Raw genomic sequence first — 19,106 nt, forward strand, 5'->3', positions numbered from 1 at the left:
AAAGAAAGTCAAACATTTGGAGGACTGTAAAGATGGACTTAAATCAAATGACAACAAAAACACAAGAGGCGATTATGAGTGCCCAATCTTTAGCGGTATCTCATCATCATCAAGAAGTAGATACTGTTCATCTCTTGTTTACATTATTAGAAGAGCAAGATGGATTAGCAGTGCGTATTTTTCAAAAAATGAATGTCGATATAGAAGCGTTAAAGCAAGGCGTAGAAAGTTTAATTAAGAAAAAGCCTTCTGTAACGGGAAGTGGTGCAGAAGCAGGCAAATTATATATAACAGGTGCTCTACAACAGCTGCTTGTAAGAGCAGGAAAAGAAGCAGATAAATTGCAAGATGACTACATTTCAGTTGAACATGTACTGCTTGCTTTTTCTGAAGAAAAAGGCGATATACATCAATTACTTGCAAGATTTCATATTACGAAAGATAACTTATTACAGTCTTTAATGACAGTTCGGGGGAATCAAAGGGTGACTAGTCAAAATCCAGAAGCAACTTATGAAGCGTTAGAAAAATATGGCCGTGATTTAGTGGCGGAAGTAAGAGCGGGGAAAATTGACCCTGTTATCGGCCGTGATAGTGAAATTCGCCGCGTAATTCGCATTCTTTCACGTAAAACGAAAAACAACCCGGTTTTAATTGGTGAGCCAGGTGTTGGTAAAACAGCAATCGTTGAAGGATTAGCGCAGCGTATTGTGAAAAAGGATGTACCAGAAGGGTTAAAAGATAGAACAATCTTTGCGTTAGATATGAGTGCGCTTGTAGCTGGAGCAAAATTCCGTGGTGAGTTTGAAGAGCGCCTGCAAGCTGTATTAAATGAAATTAAAAAGAGTGAAGGCCGCATCTTATTATTCATTGATGAACTTCATACAATCGTCGGCGCTGGTAAAACAGAAGGTGCGATGGACGCAGGAAATATGTTAAAGCCGATGCTTGCGCGTGGTGAACTGCATTGTATCGGGGCGACAACATTAGATGAATATCGTAAATATATTGAGAAAGATCCAGCGCTAGAAAGACGTTTCCAACAAGTATTAGCAGAAGAACCTACTGTTGAAGATACAATATCCATTTTACGTGGGTTAAAAGAGCGCTTTGAAATTTATCATGGTGTAAATATTCATGACCGCGCGATTGTAGCAGCATCTGTTTTATCAGATCGATATATTTCGGATCGTTTCTTACCAGATAAAGCAATTGATCTTGTTGACGAAGCGTGTGCAACGATTCGAACAGAGATTGATTCTATGCCAACAGAATTAGATGAAGTAACGCGCCGCATTATGCAGTTGGAAATTGAAGAAGCAGCTCTTGGAAAAGAGAAGGACTTTGGTAGCCAAGAACGTCTAAAAACGTTGCAACGTGAATTATCGGATTTAAAAGAAGTTGCAAGTGGTATGAGAGCAAAATGGGAGAAAGAAAAAGAAGATATTCACAAAGTTCGTGACTTACGTGAACATTTAGAGCGTCTGCGCCGTGAATTAGAAGAAGCAGAAGGTAATTACGATTTAAATAAAGCAGCGGAACTTCGACATGGGAAAATTCCTGCAATTGAAAAAGAGTTAAAAGAAGCAGAAGAAATGGGCGCACATAATAAACAAGAAAATCGTTTATTACGTGAGGAAGTAAGTGAAGAAGAGATTGCTGATATTGTTTCACGATGGACTGGTATTCCTGTTGCAAAACTCGTAGAAGGTGAACGTGAGAAATTACTACGCTTAGAGCAAATTTTATCAGAGCGTGTCATCGGACAAGAGGAAGCGGTAAGTTTAGTATCAGACGCAGTTCTTCGTGCACGCGCTGGTATTAAAGATCCGAATCGTCCAATTGGTTCCTTCATCTTCTTAGGACCGACAGGTGTTGGTAAAACAGAACTTGCAAAAACGTTAGCGCAGTCTTTATTCGATAGTGAAGAGCAAATGATTCGTATCGATATGTCTGAGTATATGGAGAAGCACGCTGTGTCACGCTTAATTGGTGCGCCTCCTGGATATGTTGGATATGAAGAGGGCGGTCAATTAACAGAAGCGGTAAGACGTAAACCGTATTCCGTTATTTTGTTAGACGAAATTGAAAAAGCACATCCAGAAGTATTCAACATTTTATTACAAATGTTAGATGATGGACGCATTACAGATTCGCAAGGACGTACAGTAGACTTTAAAAACACGGTTATTATTATGACTTCAAATATTGGATCTGCTCATTTGTTAGATGGATTAGAAGCAGATGGCTCAATTAAAGAGGGATCAAGAGAACTGGTAATGGGGCAATTAAGAGGACATTTCCGACCAGAGTTCTTAAACCGTGTCGATGAAATTATTTTATTCAAACCTCTTACAACGAATGAAATTAAAGGTATTGTTGATAAAATTGTAAAAGAATTACAAGGTCGTTTAGCTGACCGTCATATTACAGTAGAATTAACAAACGCAGCGAAAGAATTTGTTGTAGAAGCTGGCTTTGATCCAATGTACGGAGCTCGTCCGTTAAAACGATATGTACAGCGTCAAGTCGAGACGAAATTAGCGAGAGAATTAATTGCAGGAACGATTACTGATAACAGTCACGTAGTTGTTGATGTAGAAAATAACGAATTAGTCGTTCATGTAAAGTAAAATAAAAAAGAGTTCGGATAAAATCCGGACTCTTTTTAGTGTTGTTCTACTGGCTCGTTTGGAATTGCAGCTGCAATTGCTAGTACTAATACTGCAAGAACAACTGAGAAAATAGACGCTTGGTTAAAATCGTATGTACCGCCAGTCATAGAGCCGATTACGTAGCTCATCATATGCACAAGCGCGAACGACCAAATTAATGCCCAAATGAAACGCATATTTTACACCTCTATTCGTTCAATCTGTCCTTATTGTAACACAATTGAAAAAAGAATATAGAAAAATATTTGTAGATTTTTCAACGCAAATTTGCATTCCGTTCATACATTATAGAAGAGTACTTTTATACGTTTAGAAAATAAGGCGGGGGAAAAATGAGTATTACGGAACGTTTTTTTTACTTAGAAAAAGAACCATGTGTCATTTATTTACCGGAGAAGCCAAATGGATTTTCTGTAATGCTTCTTGGTGATTACAACTACTTTATTGAGAATGGTACAAGTTTATGGACACAGCATGCAGGCAGATCTTATTTTTTACATGGCCTTATTGCGGAAGGCTACACGGTCTTTTCTTCTAATTTATACGGAAGACATTGGGGAAACGACCAATCTGTTCGTCTAGCAAAACGCTTATATGACGTTGTTTTGAGAAAAGAGACATTAAATGCGAAAATGCACATTATGGCAGACGGTATGGGGGCACTTGTAGCACTTGAAATGATGAACAAATACCCTGAATGTATACGCTCAGTCATTATGTTAAATCCGTGTTTAGATTTACCAGAATATGTGGAGTTTGAGAAAGAGCATAAGTTTTTTTACAAAAGATTAGTGAAGGAATTAAGTTTGGCGTATGATTCCAAAGAAGAAGAATTGGAGTCCAAAATAAATAAGAAAACATTTACGCTTCTTCCGTCTTGTGTACCTGTTAAAGTTTTCGTATCAACACAAGAAAAAAGAGGAAGAAAACAGTTGTTACGTAAATATGAGAAAATGAGGCAATTCAATCAATGCGATACTTCTGTCTTATTCCATCTGCAAGATGTGAAATATAAAATGGTTAGGCAAACGACTGATTTCTTTAAAAAATATGAAGAAGAATTGTGAAGCTCCCATATACATAAATGAGGAGCTATTTGTTTCAAGGAGAAAGGGTTGGTGGTATGGAGCGCGTGCTAATTATAGGTGCACTTACGTTTGTAGGTTATCACCTTGTGAATAAAATGATTGCAGAAGAAGTAGAAGTGTACGGTCTTGATTTTGATGAATTCGAGAATATGACAAAAATTAATGAAGAGAAGTTATTGTTAATTGGGCGAAATGCGTTATTTACGTATTATTCGATAAGAGATGAAGATGGATGGAGATCAGTAGAAGGAGAGAAGTTCGATACGGTTTACTTTTGCTTATATGAGCCAAATCAACAAAGTGGTTTTCGGAATGAAAGGGTTATATTACAGTATTTAAAGCGGATTATAAGACTGTGTGCAGAACAGAAAGTGAAGTTAAATCTAATTTCTTCTATTGAAGTAGGAAATGCAGACGAATCTGAAAATAAACGATTATTTTCGAAAGTGGAAGAAGGATTGAAAAAAGGAGAGGTACAATATAGTGTATTTCGAGTTCCTATATTATATGGGCCATGGCAACCATCCTTTATGATGTATCATCAGCTCATTTTATCAGAACTCGATGAGAAAGAGTGCCATTATGCGAGTGAGGAAAACGGAAGTGATTTATTGTATGTGGAAGATGTAGGTGAATACTTATGGGAAAATGGAATGAACGAGGAGCATCTCGGCATATACAATTTACTTAGTGGTAAAAAGACATTATGGAAAAAAGGTATGAACCTTTTACGTGCAGAGGATAAAGAGAATAAAGAGAATGAGGAAGAAAGAGATTCAGCTGTAGAGGTTGTTTTGATAAAAAGAAATACCCCACTAGAATACGGTTTAAATAAACAATTGGCCCATATGAAAAAATATAAAGAGTTATACGAAGGATAGCGAGCGTGTTACACTATGTATGTGAAAGTTTTAATGGAGAGGAAGAACATAATATGAATGAGAAAAGCATGCAATTTTTACAAATCGCAATGAAGCATTTACCAGAAGCAAAGGCCATTTTAGATGATAATGGAATTGCGCTTGATATGGAGAAAGCACAACCAGTATTAGAGTTATTGATGAAAGTTATGAACGAAGCATATGAGCTTGGGAAAGCAGATCAAGAATAAAAAGAATAAAAAACATCTTTTTAGATGGAAGAAAGGCCCGAACCGTGGATAGAAGCGGTTCGGGCCTTTTTATATTTCAAAAGAAACAGGGAAGGTATGTTTCTGTTTCTTTTAATAAACAATAAAGTGAATAATGCTGGCTTTATGTTTTAGCTGAAATATATTCTAGACAAAAATACATTTATGTTTTAAAATTAGTACCAAGTCATAATAATTGATATAAAACGGAGGGCTGCGATGTGAACGTGGGCATTTTAGGGATCGGAAGATATGTGCCGGAAAAAGTAGTCACAAATCACGATTTAGAGAAAATAATGGATACATCCGATGAATGGATTCGTACGAGAACGGGAATTGCAGAAAGACGCATTGCCGATGATACAATAGATACTTCATATATGGCCGTAGAGGCTGCTAAAAAAGCACTTGAAGATGCAGGGGTTAGCGGAGAAGATATCGATCTTATTTTAGTGGCGACAGTAACACCAGATCGTGCGTTTCCAGCAGTAGCTTGTGTCATTCAAGAAGCGATTGGAGCGAAACATGCAGCTGCAATGGATGTAGGAGCAGCATGTGCTGGTTTTATGTACGGAATGATTACAGCGCAGCAATTTATTCAAACGGGAACTTATAAAAATGTATTAGTAGTTGGTAGTGATAAACTTTCTAAAATTGTAGACTGGAATGATCGCAATACAGCAGTACTATTTGGGGACGGAGCCGGTGCTATTGTAATGGGGGCAGTTTCAGAAGGAAGAGGCGTTCTATCTTTCGAATTAGGAGCAGACGGAAGTGGCGGTAAGCATCTATATCAAGACGAGTATGTTATGATGAATGGCAGAGAAGTCTTTAAATTTGCCGTTCGTCAACTTGGTGAATCTTGTCTTCGCGTGCTGGATAAGGCTGGTCTTACGAAAGAGGATGTGGATTTCTTAGTACCGCATCAAGCGAATATTCGTATTATGGAATCTGCAAGAGAGAGATTAAATTTACCACAAGAAAAAATGAGTATGACAATTGAAAAGTTTGGTAATACATCAGCTTCTTCAATTCCAATTGCAATGGTAGAGGAATTGCAAAATGGACGTATTCAAGATGGTGATTTAATTATACTTGTCGGTTTCGGCGGCGGATTAACATGGGGAGCAGTCGCTCTTCGTTGGGGTAAATAAGGACTGAGAGAAAAAAAGGAGTGTATTTTGTATGGAAAAAAAGAGGGTCGTAATTACAGGACTAGGAGCTGTTACACCGATCGGAACAGATGTTGAAACAGCGTGGGAAAACATTAAAAAGGGTGTATCTGGAATCGGACGACTTACAAGAATTGATCCGGAACTATTTCCAGCAAAAGTAGCAGCAGAAATTAACGACTTTGAAGTCGAGAAATATATTGATAAAAAAGAAGCGCGCCGTATGGATCGCTTTACACAATATGCAGTAGCAGCAGCGAAAATGGCAGTTGCAGATGCAAAGCTTGAAATTACAGAAGAAAACGGACCTCGAATTGGTGTATGGATTGGTTCTGGTATTGGCGGTATGGAAACATACGAAGAACAATTTAAGATTTTTACTGAGAAAGGCCCGCGTCGCGTGAGCCCATTCTTCGTACCAATGATGATCCCAGATATGGCAGCAGGTCAAGTATCGATCGCAACAGGAGCAAAAGGAATTAACACTTGTTCTGTAACGGCTTGTGCATCTGGTGCAAACTCAATTGGTGATGCATTTAAAGCAATTCAGCGCGGTGATGCTGATGCAATGATAACAGGCGGAGCAGAAGCGCCGTTAACAAGCATGGCATTTGCAGGATTTAGTTCAGCGAAAGCATTAACATTTAATGAAGATCCAGCAACAGCTTGCCGTCCATTTGATAAAAATCGTAGCGGTTTCGTAATGGGTGAAGGTTCAGGTATTTTAATTCTTGAAGAATTAGAGCACGCATTAGCTCGTGGTGCTCACATTTATGCGGAAATCGCTGGTTACGGTGCAACGGGTGATGCATTCCATATTACAATGCCGGCTCCTGGTGGTGAAGGTGGCGTGCGTGCAATGCGTCAAGCTTTAGCAGATGCAGGTCTACAGCCAGAAGATATTGATTACATTAATGCGCACGGTACAAGTACGGATGCGAATGAAAAGTATGAAACGATGGCAATTAAAGAAACGTTCGGTGAGCATGCGTATAAGGTGGCAATTAGCTCAACGAAATCGATGACAGGTCACTTATTAGGAGCAGCTGGTGCTGTTGAAGCGATCTTCTCGATTAAATCAATTACAGACGGAGTAATCCCTCCAACAATTAACTATGAAACACCAGATCCAGAATGTGACTTAGATTACGTACCGAATAAAGCGAGACAACAAGAAGTAAATGCAGTATTAAGTAACTCACTAGGATTCGGTGGTCATAACGCAGTGTTAGTATTTAAATCGTATAAATAATAGATGAAATAAGGAGTTTTTTCGTAGTATATTGCGAAAAAACTCCTTATTTATTTTTACGCCTTTTTCTCCTTTTGCATATACATAAGAAAAAGGAGGGATAGAGATGGGGATTGTTGAAACTGCTGAGTGGTTACATCTATATTATGGACGGCCAGAAAAGCTGTGTGAGAAGTTTACGAAGTATATCCCGCTGCCAAAAGAAAGGTTGTATCGCTTTTTAATTTCTAAAGGTATGTATCGCCCGGTTATGCGAGGAGAACAGGAAATTAAAGAGTTAGAGAAGAAGGAAATTTGGAAAGAGTTACGTATGGAGTATGAGAAACTGAAAAATTGGTTAAAAGGTCCGGATGTCCCTGTCTTTATTTTATTATCAGATTCCTATAATCGAACTGTACAAGAAGAGTATAACGGCAGGGCTGGATTATCTATGCGTCACGTTATTTTCTTATTCGTATGCGGACGGAATTCGGTGGAAGAATTAAAAGTGTTATTGGCGCATGAATATCATCACATATGCAGGTTACATCAAATTGAGACAAAAGAAACAGAATATACATTACTTGATACGATGATTATGGAAGGGCTAGCTGAGCAAGCGGTAAAGGAAAGATATTCAGAAAAAAACAATGCACCGTGGACGACGTATCTTTCAAAAGAAGAGGCTATTTATTATTGGAAAAATGTTGTGCATGAAAGAATAGGTATAAAACGAGGAACAAGGGAGCACGACATCTTATTAAATGGATTTCATTCTTATCCGAAGATGCTTGGCTATGCACTTGGATTTCATATTGTCAAAGATTGTGTAACTTCCGCATCTATAGATACACTTTCTTTATTATCTATAGATGCGAAAGAAATATTGAATAAAGCAAATACATTTCATATATAAAAAACAGGAGCTCTATTTCCTGTTTTTTTTAGTATTAATAGAAGAGAAAATAATAATTAGAATATATTTCCTTAGGTGGAATAAAGTTTAGCGAAATTGAACATAATGATTGATACAAACAGTAGTGAAGTGAGGGGTAGTGAATGTTATATCTACATGATGTATGGGTAAATTGGTTTGAAGGTGAAGAGAATGGGTATAACGTTTGTCATTTTTACGAATGGCGAAAAGATGATACGATTGAGCTATTAGATCAAGTGCCATTATTAAAAGTAGATTCCACATTATATCATTACATCGAAGACGAATTGTTAGAGCTTCCGCAAAAGTTGTTGGAAGACGTACATCATAAGGCTTATATTCGTAAAAATCATGAACGTTTGCAGCAAGAGTATTGCTTTGTTGTTACAGATGGAAAAGGAATTATTGCGATCGACACAATTGGTTACAATGTACCAATTCGAAAAAGTAGACTGATACCGCGCCAAGAGCAGATGGTATATGAGATGGTAGAAAGCGTACAAGCAGAAAAGTATGAGTTCCAAGTAGAAGAAATGGAAAAAGAACATCATATTTTATCACCATCACCTTTCATTATGAATGGCTTAACTCGTAAAGAAAGACAGCTGAAACAATTATTATTTATGGCGTTAGATCAATTACATACAACGAAAAATACAGCAGAAATTCGCTATTGGTTCACAGAGTGGGATCCATCAGCATACGGAATGGTTCAACATATGGAATTTGAAGATATTTGGTCTAGACTGTATGATGAAGCGAAAGCAGGCTGGTCTGAGAAGCACGAACAATTATGCGAGCGTCTCGTAAAAGGACAGCCATTTTTTGAAAAGTTATGGGAAATGGAAAATGAGCAAAAGGTAAATTAAAAAACCGCCAATTGGCGGTTTTTTAATTTGTTGTAGCTTAGCTCCAGCGGCAAGAATGTTCGGTGGCTTCGCGCCTTCCTGCGAGGCCAAAAGCGCCTCTGCGTCAGGAGCTCCATCCCCCTCACATTCTAAGCGAGCCGCTTCCGCTTTATATAAAAATCCAGCTCCGGCTCCTAGCCCTTCTCGTGGGAAAGAACCTTAGCCGTCAGGGCTAAACAGTTGCCTCCGCTTTATATGTTACCTACGCTTTCTACTTAACCCCATTGCGTTTTCTACTTTGCGAAGTTGTTTGAATGCAACGCGGTTTGCTTTTTCGGCACCTTTGTCTAGAATTTCGTCTAGTTCGGGTGAGCTGATTAGTTCGTTATATTTGTCTTGGATTGGACGAATTGCTTCTACGACTACTTGTGCTAGGTCGCCTTTGAAGTCTCCGTATCCTTTTCCTTCGTACATTGCTTCGATTTCTTCTACTGTTTTTCCTGAGAATGAAGAGTAGATTGTTAATAAGTTAGAGATTCCAGGTTTGTTTTCTTTATCAAACTTTACAATACCTTCAGAATCAGTTACAGCGCTCTTAATTTTCTTTTCAATTGTTTTTGGTTCATCAAGCATACTGATCATTGATTTTGGATTCGGATCAGATTTACTCATTTTTTTCGTAGGTTCTGTTAATGACATAACGCGAGCTCCTACTTTTGGAATGCGAATTTCAGGAACAGTGAACACTTCACGGAAGCGTTTGTTGAAACGCTCTGCAAGGTCACGTGTTAATTCCATATGTTGTTTTTGGTCATCACCAACAGGTACGATTTCAGTGTTGTAAAGTAAAATATCAGCAGCCATTAATGGTGGATACGTTAATAATCCAGCTGGAACTGAATCTCTACCAGAAGCTTTATCTTTATATTGCGTCATACGCTCTAATTCTCCAACGTAAGCAACTGATTGCATAATCCATCCTAGTTGAGCGTGTGCTGGTACTTCTGACTGTACAAATAAAGTAGCTTTTTCAGGATCAATGCCGCATGCTACATAAAGTGCAGCAAGACTTCGGATGTTTTTACGAAGTTGTACGGGATCTTGAGGTACTGTAATCGCATGTTGGTTTACAATACAGAAATAACAGTCGTGTTCATTTTGAAGCTCTGTAAATTGCTTCATAGCTCCTAAATAGTTTCCAAGTGTAATTGTTCCACTCGGCTGAATACCAGAAAAGATAACTGACATAAGTAATTCCTCCTAAATTTGAATGCGTGATAGGGAAGAGAAGACAAACAAAAAAGCCCATTCATCCCAAAAAACTATAGGGACGAATGGACCGCGGTACCACCCTAATTATTTCACTACTGTGAAATCTCTCTAATCCATAATAACGTTTGGATATAACGCCAAAGCCTACTACTTTCGGTTTGGTGCTCAAAAGCCCATTCCACACTGCGCAATTACTTGTTCACACCAGCCACAAGCTCTCTGAAATTGCCTCAATATGTACTCTTCTTTATCATCGCATACATATAAATTTATTTATTGTTACCTGAGCTCTTTTAATATGAAAGAACTAAAGTTTTATAACAAAATGTTTTGCTGATTATTATATCATATGGGATAGTGTTTGCAAACTACATCAAAATAGTAAAGCTAATGAGGGTTGAGAACAACCCAAGAACGATACCTGTAATACAAATTGGATACGTCCATTTGAATGAATATGTTTTATAAATACGTTCTTTCTTATCGACAGGTTCCTCTACTTCTTCAATTAAAGAGTCAATTTTTTTGTTCGTCCCAAACACTCTTTGGAAGGCGTAAATCGTTACGTTAAAAAATCCATTTTGAAATATGAATAAAAAACCGCCAACAAGAATAAAAAATAGTGCGGCATAAAACGATATATTGACAAAATTCAACAAAAATTGCGATGAAACGAGGATTGCGCCAATACTAGAAGCGATTATCGCTATGAAAATTAGTATACAAGTATGAAAAAAAACTTTATTCAAAATGTTCCCCTCCGTCAAAATATTACTAGAATTATTATACTATAAAAGCTATAATATGTACTAGAATTAATTTTTTGAAAATTATACGCAATTAAAGGTCTGATTTCAAGATGATGGTAGCAATGTTAACCTATCCCTTTACAAAAAAATAAAAAAATAAACATTTTATTAAAAATTTTAACAAAAAAACAAAAAACTATATTCACAATTGTTATATTATATGTATAATGAAAATTGTAGAAACTTGGAGATTATTCTTTCAATTCTACTTTTTTACAAGTGAGGGTACAGGAAGTGCAATTAGGGGAGGCAACACAACATGAAGAAAAAGATACCGTTATTACTTGCATCGACGCTGACAGTCAGTATGTTAGGAGCTTGTAGTTACCAAAAAGAGGATAATAAAGCAGGTGCAAAAGAAAAATCCTCAAACAAGCAAGTGTTAAATCTAACTGAGACAGCTGAAATTCCAACTATGGATACGACGTTATCAACGGATGCAACATCTTCTAACATCATGAATAACACAATGGAGGGATTATATCGTCTGGGGAAAGACGATAAACTTGTTCCAGGTGTCGCTAAATCTTATGAGAAATCAGAAGATGGCAAAAAGTATGTGTTTAAGTTACGTGAAGATGCGAAATGGTCTAATGGCGAACCTGTAACAGCGAAAGACTTCGTTTATTCTTGGCGAAGAGCTGTAGATTCAAACACAGGTGCCAAGTTTGCTTACATACTATTTGATGTTAAAAATGCGGAGAAAGTTAACAAAAAAGAATTGCCAGTTGAAGAGCTTGGTGTAAAGGCAATTGATGATCATACACTTGAAGTGGAATTAGATAACCCTGTTCCTTATTTTGTAAGTTTAACAGTCTATCCAACATTGTATCCTTTGAATGAGAAGTTTGTAACAGAACAAGGAGCAAAATTCGGATTAGAATCCAATACGACACTTTATAATGGTCCATTCGTATTAAATGAATGGAAGCATGAACAAAGTTTCCAACTTAAGAAGAATCCAACGTATTGGGAAAATAAAGAAGTAAAACTTGAGGAAATAAACTTCAATATTGTTAAGGATCGTTCAACTGCTATAAATTTATATGAAACGAAAGCAATTGATCGTGTAGTCTTAACATCAGAGTTTGTAGACAAATACAAATCAGATGCTGACTTTAAAACGATTAAGAGACCATCTACACAATTTATTCGCTTAAATGAAAAGAATAAATTTTTAGCAAATAAAAATATCCGAAAAGCAATTGCAATGTCCTTTGAGCGTGAAAATATCGGGAAAGTTATCTTAAACGATGGTTCAGAGGGTATATATGGTTTTGTTCCGAAAGGCTTAGCAAAAGGTCCGAATGGAAAAGACTTCCGTGAAGAGAACGGAAAGCTTATAAAAGAGGATATTAAAGAAGCTCAAAAATATTGGGAAGCTGGTAAAAAAGAACTTGGTGTAGACAAAGTAGAGTTAGAGCTATTAAACTTTGATACTGATGATGCTAAAAAAATCGGAGAGTATTTAAAAGGTCAATTTGAAAAGAACTTACCAGGTTTAACAGTTTCAACAAAAATGCAGCCATTTGCACAAAAGTTAAAACTTGAAGCAAGTGGAGATTATGCAATGTCATATGCGGGATGGAGTCCAGATTATATGGATCCAATGTCATTCCTTGAAATGTATACGACAGGTAATGCGCAAAACAAAGTAAATTATGCAAACCCAGCGTATGATGATTTAATTAAAAAAGCGAAAACAGAAGTTGATGTACAAGCTCGTTGGGATGCATTATTACAAGCGGAAAAACAACTGCTTGAAGATGCAGCAATTGCTCCAGTATATCAACCAGGAAAAGCTTATTTACAACGTGGCTCAATTACTGGCCTATTAGAACATAAATATGGCGGAGAATTTAGCTATAAGTGGGTTGAACTTAAAAACTAAAAATGGTTTCCATCATGAATAAGGGTATATGCCTATGATGGGCATATGCTCTTATTTTAAAAAAATAAAAGTAAGAATATTTTAAACTATCTTATTGCTTTTGAGAAAAACGGGGAGGTGCTTGACTATGGGACGTTATGTATTAAAACGTTTCGTGTACATGGCTTTGACATTATTTTTAATTACTACACTGACTTTCTTTTTGATGAAATTACTTCCGGGTTCTCCGCTTAAAAACCAGGAGAAACTATCACCGGCACAAAAAGAAATCATTCTTGAAAAATATGGCTTAAATGATCCAGTACCAGTTCAATATGCGCGTTACTTAGGTAACTTAGCAAAAGGTGATTTAGGGGTATCATTCCAATATGATAACCGTCCAGTAACAGATATGATTGTGGATCGCATTGGACCATCAGCACAACTTGGTTTACAAGCGATTATATTAGGAACATTTATCGGTTTAATTTTAGGAATCGTTGCGGCACTTCGTAACAATACATGGGTCGATTATGGGGCGACAATTATTTCCGTACTCGGGATGTCGGTACCATCGTTCGTATTCGCCGCATTACTACAATATTTCGTAGGGGTAAAACTTGGGTGGTTCCCAGTAGCATTCTGGAAAGGACCAGAGTTTACCGTAATGCCTACAATCGCTTTATCGATGGCAGTTATCGCAACAATCGCACGTTTTGCTCGTGCAGAGTTAATTGAAGTTATGCAAGCTGACTACATTTTAACAGCGAAAGCGAAAGGAATTAGCCAAGGCGTTATCATTATCAAACACGCACTTCGTAACGCGTTAATTCCAGTTGTAACAATTTTAGGACCAATGGTTGCAGGATTAATTACAGGGACATTAGTTATTGAGCAAATTTATGCTGTACCAGGACTAGGGGAACAGTTCGTTAAATCTATTACAGTGAATGACTACACAGTTATTATGGGAACTACAATTTTCTATAGTGCGATTTTCATCTTAGTTATTTTCATTGTTGATATTTTATACGGAATTATTGATCCTCGTATTCGTTTAGCGGGAGGGAAAAAATGATGAAAGATGTACAAAAATTATCTCCAGATTTATTTCAACAAGCCAATCAAAATAATGTTGATAATGAAGTCATTGCCCGTCCAAGCTTAACGTTTTGGCAAGATGTAAGAAGACGTTTGTTCCAACATAAAGGAGCAATGTTTGGTTTCATTTTATTAGCGCTTATTATATTACTAGCAATTTTAGGACCGATGGTAAGTAAGCACTCGTATAAAGAGCAAGATTTAGGTCGTGCGAAATTACCACCGAAAATTCCTGTTATTGAAAATGTTCATTGGCTACCATTTGACGGTACAGATCAATATGGTGTTGACCAATATGAAAAACGTGATATTAAAGAGTATTTCTGGTTCGGTACAGATGATCTTGGACGCGATTTATGGACAAGAACATGGGAAGGTACGCGCGTATCATTATATATCGCTCTTTTAGCAGCAGCAATTGACTTAGTAATTGGGGTTGCATATGGAGGTATTTCAGCGTTCTATGGCGGTAGAGTAGATAATATTATGCAACGTATTATGGAGATTATTAACGGTATTCCATACTTAATCATCGTTATTTTAATGGTAATCATTATGGGATCTGGTATATGGTCAATTACACTCGCAATGGCGATTACAGGTTGGATAGGGATGTCGCGTATCGTTCGTGGACAAATCCTGAAATTAAAAAATCAAGAATACGTATTAGCATCCCGTACATTAGGTGCAACAAATACACAGTTAATTGTAAAACACTTAATCCCGAACGTAATGGGACCAATTATCGTAATGACAATGTTTACAATTCCAACAGCAGTGTTTGGTGAGGCGTTCTTAAGCTTCATCGGTTTAGGTATTCAGCCACCATTCGCATCACTTGGTTCTCTTGTAAACGATGGTTATAAATCAATTCAAACGTATCCACATATGATGTTCATCCCAGCGGTTGTCATCAGTATGTTAATCTTAGCATTCAACTTAATGGCAGACGGATTACGCGACGCGTTAGATCCAAAAATGCGTAAGTAAAAGAGGGGAGAAGTAAAAATGAAAACATTGCTAGAGGTAAAAGATTTGCAAGTCTCCTTTGATACACATGCAGGTGAAGTACAAGCTGTACGCGGTGTTACTTTTGATTTGAAAAAAGGAGAAACATTAGCGATTGTAGGAGAATCTGGTTCTGGTAAATCGGTTACTTCTAAAGCGTTAATGGGATTAATTCCGAATCCTCCAGGACGTATTAAAAACGGTGAAATCGTATTTGAAGGTCGTGACTTAACGAAACTAACAGAAAAAGAAATGCAACAAGTGCGCGGTAAAGATATCGCGATGATTTTCCAAGATCCAATGACATCATTAAACCCAACGATGACAATTGGAAATCAAATTATGGAAGGCCTTATTAAACACCAAGGGATGAGTAAAGCAGATGCACGTAAAGTTGCGTTAGAATTAATCGACCTTGTAGGTATTCCAAATCCAGAAGCGCGCTTAAAACAATATCCTCACCAATTCTCAGGTGGTATGAGACAGCGTGTAGTTATTGCGATGGCGTTAGCTTGCAACCCAAAATTATTAATTGCCGATGAGCCGACAACAGCGCTAGACGTTACAATTCAGGCGCAAATTTTAGAGCTTATGAAAGACATTCAGCAAAAAACAGAAGCGGCAATCATTTTCATTACGCATGACTTAGGTGTAGTGGCAAACGTTGCGGACCGCGTAGCAGTTATGTACGCTGGTAAAGTTGTTGAAATTGGAACGGTTGATGAAATTTTCTACAATCCAAAACATCCGTACACTTGGGGCTTAATCGCATCTATGCCAAGTTTAGATGGTTCAGAAGAAGAGTTATATGCAATCCCTGGAACGCCTCCAGATTTATTAAAGCCGCCAAAGGGAGATGCTTTTGCACCACGTAACCCACAGGCACTGAAAATTGATTTTGAAATGGACCCACCTTTATTTAAAGTAAGTGATACACACTATGCGGCAACTTGGTTACTTCACGAGCAAGCTCCAGAAGTAAAACCGCCGGCAGTTGTTGAAAAACGTATTCTTCAAATGAAAGCAGGTGAACAACATGACTAAACAACGTGAGAAATTAATTGAAGTAAAAAATGTAAAGCAGCACTTCGACGTGAGTGGTGGTGTTGTCAAAGCGGTTAATGATATTTCATTTGATATTTTCCGCGGAGAAACATTTGGTCTTGTAGGAGAATCAGGTTGTGGTAAATCGACAACTGGAAGAACGATTATTCGTTTATATGATGCAACTGCTGGTGAAGTGTTGTTTGATGGTGAAAATGTACATGGTAAAAAATCACGCGCACAACTGAAGAAATTCAACCGTAAAATGCAAATGATTTTCCAAGATCCATATGCATCATTAAATCCTCGTATGACAGTAGGGGATATTATTGCAGAAGGTATTGATATTCACGGACTAGCAAAAGGAAAAAAAGAGCGTATGGACCGTGTTCATGAATTATTAATCACAGTTGGTTTAAATAAAGAGCACGCAAACCGTTTCCCGCATGAATTCTCAGGTGGACAACGTCAACGTATCGGTATCGCTCGCGCACTTGCTGTAGAACCTGAATTTATCATTGCTGATGAGCCAATCTCAGCACTTGACGTATCAATCCAGGCGCAAGTTGTAAACTTACTGAAAAAGTTACAAAAAGAAAAAGGTTTAACATACTTATTCATTGCCCATGATTTATCAATGGTAAAATACATTAGTGATCGCATCGGCGTAATGTACCGTGGTCAAATCGTTGAGCTAACAACAAGTGAAGAGTTATATGCGAATCCAATTCATCCATATACGAAATCACTATTATCAGCAATCCCGCTTCCAGATCCAGATTATGAGCGCAATCGTAAACGTATCGTATACGATCCATCACAGCATGATTATGCTAGTGAAGCACCAACAATGCGTGAAATTCGCCCAGGACATTTCGTATTATGTTCTGAAGCGGAGTATAAGAAATATAAAGAGATTTATCAATAAGAAAGAGAGTCATTCTTCTATTATGGAAGGATGGCTCTTTTTTGTTAGAAAGAGATGAAGAGAGTAAGTGTTAAAAAGAAACAAGATAACCAAACATATATTTTGAAAAATCAAGTGAATCATACAATATCGGATACGATTTCTAATAAGAATATTGACGAATTGAAGATAGAAATTGAAAAGTATAATTAAAAAAAGCTATTCCAACAATTTGTTGGAACAGCTTTTCTCCAATGCAAATTTCATTTGCAAATGACTGCATCTCGATTAAACGAGTATTACTGTGCCTGAACAGAAACAATCTCTTCTTGTTCTTCAGGTTTAACGAGTGCATAACGTTCCCACGCTCTACTTTTCCAGCGGAAGAACATAATGATGGCACGTGTCCATTCATCAATAGCAATCGCTAGCCAAATACCAACAAGCCCCATATCTAAATGGAAGGCGAAAAAGTAACCGAGTGGTAAACTCATTAACACCATAGAGAATGCGCCGATTAAAACGGGGTACTTTGCATCACCAGCTGCGCGAAGTGAATTGATAATAACGATGTTCATCGTACGCCCCGTTTCAAGTAGTACACTTAGTAAAAGAACTGATGCACCTAACGTAATAATGTGCGGATTATCTGTAAATAGTCCCATTAATTGTGTACGGAATGTAATAACGAGGGCGACCATACATAAAGTGACACCAATTGCCCACTTTACACTTTTCCATACGCGTTCATACGCTTCGTCTTTTTCACCACCGCCAACGAGGCGTCCGATAATAATGGCTGTTCCCATACCGATCGCAATCGCGAATAAATAAGTGAACATAGAAATGTTCGTAGCGTATTGTCTCGCCGCTAATGATTCCGTTCCTAAGTATGTTGCATAGTATAAGAAGACAATTTGGCAAGCTTGATACATAACCTGCTCAAATGCAGATGGAATCCCAATCTTTAAAATTTTCCCGATGTATTCTTTTGATAAGGTGAAGTAATATTGTAATTTCACACGGTATTCCATAACGCGGTACAGTAACCAGAAGAAAACGATAAGTGCGATTAATCTGCTGACAGCAGAAGAAATGGCAGCCCCTTGTACACCGAGCTCTGGGAAACCAAATTTCCCAAAAATGAGTACGTAGTTTCCAGCGATATGAATAATATTCATTCCAAGAGAAATAAACATCGCTTGCTTTGTGAAGCCATGTACGCGGATAATTGCGGCTAATGAATTAATAATAGCTTGAAGGAAAATAGCGCCTCCGACGATGGATAAATAGCCTTGCGCATACATGAGTACATCGCCTTGTAAGTTCATTGCCATCATCATATGTTTTGAAAATAAAAGAAAACCAGCGCTTATAATGATTCCGACCACTAAATTTAATGTGACGGCTAAAGCTGATATTTTAGATGCTTCCATAAAACGTTTGGAACCGAGGTATTGAGATACGACGATAGCTGCGCCGTTCCCGATGACTTCTAGTACCAAAATAGCGATATGGAGATATTGATTCGCTGCACCAACCCCAGATACAGCATCGTCTGATAATGCACTTAACATGAAAGTATCAGCGATCCCCATTAACATAAATAGAAAAACTTCTAGAAAAATAGGCCATGTTAATAAGAATAAACTTAATTTCTCTGTCGGCCCGTTTTTTGCCTGAATTGCTGTCATGTCCGTCCCCTCTTTACCGATATCTATTTTTAGCAAAGTGTATCGTAACATACTTTCTTATCCTTTGCACTCATTTTAGCCTACATATCTTTATTATGAAGGAGGCACTATTTTATGATAAAAAGAGAAGGATAATTATGCAGAAAGTATTATGAGATATAAAATTTATTTTTCTCTGATAATTTAGAAAAATATAAAAATATTTATTTTCAACATTTTAGTCAGGATAATCAGCAATATGAAACGTTTACACAGGTTTATTTTTAAACAGAAAATTTTAATGAAATAGAAATATAAATATACAAAAAATATATTTGTGTG

General features: G+C 37.3%; 17 protein-coding genes and 1 other annotated feature. Of the genes, 13 read left to right on the top strand and 4 right to left on the bottom strand.

Features of this window, described 5'->3' with window-relative positions:
• Positions 1-32 precede the first annotated feature (32 nt).
• Complete coding sequence (gene clpB / locus KVT31_RS11195) at positions 33-2,633, top strand: ATP-dependent chaperone ClpB (RefSeq protein ID WP_088095532.1); 2,601 nt, start codon at positions 33-35, stop codon at positions 2,631-2,633.
• Between the two features lie 35 nt (positions 2,634-2,668).
• On the opposite strand, the gene KVT31_RS11200 is transcribed toward clpB, so the two are convergent.
• Positions 2,669-2,851: a YjzD family protein gene (locus KVT31_RS11200; protein WP_001211111.1), complete on the bottom strand. Its 183-nt coding sequence runs from the start codon at positions 2,849-2,851 to the stop codon at positions 2,669-2,671.
• A 156-nt stretch (positions 2,852-3,007) separates the two neighbouring features.
• Here KVT31_RS11200 and KVT31_RS11205 point away from each other — a divergent pair, with 156 nt between their 5' ends.
• The 7 genes from KVT31_RS11205 (at position 3,008) to KVT31_RS11235 (ending at position 9,101) form a co-directional block, all read left to right on the top strand.
• Positions 3,008-3,742, top strand: a complete 735-nt coding sequence (locus tag KVT31_RS11205) for a lipase family protein (RefSeq protein ID WP_088095533.1) — start codon at positions 3,008-3,010, stop codon at positions 3,740-3,742.
• Between the two features lie 29 nt (positions 3,743-3,771).
• Entirely contained in the window at positions 3,772-4,644 is an 873-nt protein-coding gene (locus KVT31_RS11210) for an NAD-dependent epimerase/dehydratase family protein (RefSeq protein ID WP_140392379.1), read from the top strand.
• A gap of 53 nt (positions 4,645-4,697) precedes the next feature.
• Positions 4,698-4,874 (top strand): ComZ family protein, encoded by a 177-nt coding sequence (locus KVT31_RS11215; protein WP_009879752.1) that lies wholly within the window; start codon positions 4,698-4,700, stop codon positions 4,872-4,874.
• A gap of 239 nt (positions 4,875-5,113) precedes the next feature.
• The gene (gene fabH, locus KVT31_RS11220) at positions 5,114-6,046 is read left to right on the top strand and encodes a beta-ketoacyl-ACP synthase III (protein WP_001100533.1); all 933 of its coding nucleotides are present in this window, start codon (positions 5,114-5,116) and stop codon (positions 6,044-6,046) included.
• A 31-nt stretch (positions 6,047-6,077) separates the two neighbouring features.
• Positions 6,078-7,316, top strand: a complete 1,239-nt coding sequence (gene fabF / locus KVT31_RS11225; protein ID WP_000412643.1) for a beta-ketoacyl-ACP synthase II — start codon at positions 6,078-6,080, stop codon at positions 7,314-7,316.
• Between the two features lie 106 nt (positions 7,317-7,422).
• Entirely contained in the window at positions 7,423-8,211 is a 789-nt protein-coding gene (locus tag KVT31_RS11230) for a DUF2268 domain-containing putative Zn-dependent protease (protein ID WP_088095534.1), read from the top strand.
• A 143-nt stretch (positions 8,212-8,354) separates the two neighbouring features.
• A complete protein-coding gene (locus KVT31_RS11235) occupies positions 8,355-9,101 on the top strand; it encodes a YjbA family protein (RefSeq protein WP_088095535.1) in 747 nt (248 codons plus the stop codon).
• 237 nt (positions 9,102-9,338) lie between these two features.
• On the opposite strand, the gene trpS is transcribed toward KVT31_RS11235, so the two are convergent.
• Positions 9,339-10,328 carry a tryptophan--tRNA ligase gene (gene trpS, locus KVT31_RS11240; protein ID WP_000110997.1) on the bottom strand — a complete coding sequence of 330 codons (990 nt, stop codon included), beginning with the start codon at positions 10,326-10,328 and terminating at the stop codon, positions 9,339-9,341.
• Positions 10,329-10,403: 75 nt separating this feature from the next.
• Positions 10,404-10,615: a binding site (T-box leader), on the bottom strand.
• Between the two features lie 105 nt (positions 10,616-10,720).
• The gene (locus KVT31_RS11245; protein ID WP_088095536.1) at positions 10,721-11,101 is read right to left on the bottom strand and encodes a DUF3899 domain-containing protein; all 381 of its coding nucleotides are present in this window, start codon (positions 11,099-11,101) and stop codon (positions 10,721-10,723) included.
• 319 nt (positions 11,102-11,420) lie between these two features.
• Between KVT31_RS11245 and KVT31_RS11250 the strand changes: the two genes are divergently transcribed.
• From KVT31_RS11250 to KVT31_RS11270, 5 genes are all read left to right on the top strand, one after another.
• Positions 11,421-13,052: a peptide ABC transporter substrate-binding protein gene (locus KVT31_RS11250; protein ID WP_088095544.1), complete on the top strand. Its 1,632-nt coding sequence runs from the start codon at positions 11,421-11,423 to the stop codon at positions 13,050-13,052.
• A gap of 127 nt (positions 13,053-13,179) precedes the next feature.
• On the top strand, positions 13,180-14,109 hold the full coding sequence (gene opp3b, locus KVT31_RS11255; protein ID WP_000534165.1) for an oligopeptide ABC transporter permease: 930 nt from the start codon (positions 13,180-13,182) through the stop codon (positions 14,107-14,109).
• Positions 14,106-15,122, top strand: coding sequence for an oligopeptide ABC transporter permease (gene opp3C, locus KVT31_RS11260; protein ID WP_048559566.1), 1,017 nt, complete (start codon positions 14,106-14,108; stop codon positions 15,120-15,122). The genes opp3b and opp3C overlap by 4 nt, the downstream gene beginning before the upstream one ends.
• An 18-nt stretch (positions 15,123-15,140) precedes the next feature.
• On the top strand, positions 15,141-16,184 hold the full coding sequence (locus KVT31_RS11265) for an ABC transporter ATP-binding protein (RefSeq protein WP_000854346.1): 1,044 nt from the start codon (positions 15,141-15,143) through the stop codon (positions 16,182-16,184).
• Positions 16,177-17,112, top strand: coding sequence for an ABC transporter ATP-binding protein (locus KVT31_RS11270; RefSeq protein WP_076535984.1), 936 nt, complete (start codon positions 16,177-16,179; stop codon positions 17,110-17,112). The genes KVT31_RS11265 and KVT31_RS11270 overlap by 8 nt, the downstream gene beginning before the upstream one ends.
• A 278-nt stretch (positions 17,113-17,390) precedes the next feature.
• Here KVT31_RS11270 and KVT31_RS11275 read toward each other — a convergent pair whose 3' ends face one another.
• The gene (locus KVT31_RS11275; protein ID WP_140392383.1) at positions 17,391-18,836 is read right to left on the bottom strand and encodes an MATE family efflux transporter; all 1,446 of its coding nucleotides are present in this window, start codon (positions 18,834-18,836) and stop codon (positions 17,391-17,393) included.
• Positions 18,837-19,106: the final 270 nt, after the last annotated feature.

The organism is Bacillus sp. GbtcB14, assembly GCF_019091205.1.
In the GTDB taxonomy this organism is placed as follows: Bacteria; Bacillota; Bacilli; order Bacillales; family Bacillaceae_G; genus Bacillus_A; species Bacillus_A cereus_AG.